1 protein-coding gene is annotated in these 1,641 nt (G+C 33.6%); it reads left to right on the top strand.

Going from position 1 to position 1,641, the window contains the following annotated elements:
* The first annotated feature begins 41 nt into the window (after positions 1 to 41).
* Positions 42 to 1,280 carry a hypothetical protein gene (locus tag DNK84_RS12645; RefSeq protein WP_119344844.1) on the top strand — a complete coding sequence of 413 codons (1,239 nt, stop codon included), beginning with the start codon at positions 42 to 44 and terminating at the stop codon, positions 1,278 to 1,280.
* Positions 1,281 to 1,641: the final 361 nt, after the last annotated feature.

Below are 1,641 nucleotides of genomic sequence, written 5' to 3' on the forward strand. Positions count from 1 at the left end.
TTATGTCGAACTCACGTTAGATAGAAAGTAATTCCTCTAATATGATGCATAAAAAAGTAATAGTAGAGCGTTTGGTTGTGCTGTATCGATGTGGTAAGCGATATTATCATATCTTATATCGGTTATGTATTGGCTTATTTATGTTTTCTTTTGCCATATCTTACGCAAAATCAGCTACTGTAGGTAAGGTCCTGTGGCATACACAGGGCAACTTATACCAGGATTTATTCATACTTAAGCAACAGTGCCCTGTAACACTTGATACCCCAGTGTATTGCAAGTTATTATACTTTTTAAATTTTAATGACTTTCCCAAGGCGTATAAAAACACGCATTATAAGCTTGCACTTTATGAAGTTGCAAATAAACTAGAATTCCAGTTGACACTTTCAGGACCAAAAAAGCAGCACCTGAAGGCTTCTGTGGATATCGTGGATGCTGATATGTTTGCATTCAAAAAATTTCTTGCGAATCAGCCTGACTATAACACTTTTAGCGCTGTTGCATCAGTACTTTTCAACCAGGCATATTTTGAAAACTTTCAGCTTGCTTCTACATTGAAACCTTCAATAAACTTACAGTCCTTTTTTATGAATGCCTTTTCAATCAACACACTTTTATCGGCTAAATCAACACAATCAATTGAAGCATTGCTGTCTATTCATACGCAAAGTGCACAAAAGCAGAAAACGATTGTTGCAGAATACCAACTGGGTGATCTGGCTTTTGGTTGGGTGACGGTGAATTTTCATATTGATCACCCTGTTTATTTAAAACCGATATTATTTGATTTAGGCTTATGGTGTCAAGCCTGCGATGTCAATCTGGAAAATGCAGTCTATTTTGATAGTGCAACAGTACAATACCAGAATATAGCGTTAATTGAAGCATTGTTGCCTTATAGCAATACATATATATCAAAACCTGCCTTGCAGCATATAACAAGCCAGTATGTGCAAGCGCTCTCAGCGGAAGTTTATCAAAAGCATTCCAAGGCGTTTTTGGCTGCCTTGTCGTCATTTATAAAAAAACCTGAAAGCATTAGCTTGTCTATTAGTTCAGGGCATTCTGTTTATAGTATTAAAGATGCTTGGCATTATATGATTGAATATGTATTGAGTCTTTATAATATTGATGTGGCAATGCAACATCCAGCATTAAATATAGGGGTGAAAAATGACTTTTTAATAAAACAATCTAAAAAGAATCTTATAAAAGATCGCACCAGACTCTATCAAATATACCTGGATGATTTGAAGTTTAAATACGTTATCTATTAATCGATTAAATAAGATTATTTCTTATCCATTGCCTTGACATAGATTTGTTTGCTTCCTATACAGTAAAGTATTCTGTTTGGTGTTTTTATCAAATCTTTTGGAGACCATTATGGACAAAATAATCGCTGTTTTTTTACTAGGTTCTGTGAACCAAAAAAACTACAAGATGTGAAATTAAGTTGATTTAATTAAAAAATGATTTGCAAGGTTGCAATCCTTGGTTTGAAATATATTTGAGAAAAACAACAAAGGATTGCAAAATGCATTATCACATAAATGAAAATGCTTGGGAAAAGATTTATGAATTTTTAATGACGGTAAAGAGGATACACTGCAAAAATATGGAATCTTTGCGTTTATT

Origin of the sequence: Facilibium subflavum, from assembly GCF_003574485.1 — a bacterium.
GTDB lineage: Bacteria > Pseudomonadota > Gammaproteobacteria > Francisellales > Francisellaceae > Facilibium > Facilibium subflavum.

Coding starts and splice junctions, on each gene's coding strand:
- DNK84_RS12645 (WP_119344844.1), top strand. CDS start 42: ATGATGCATAAAAAAGTAATAGTAGAGCGTTTGGTTGTGCTGTATCGA.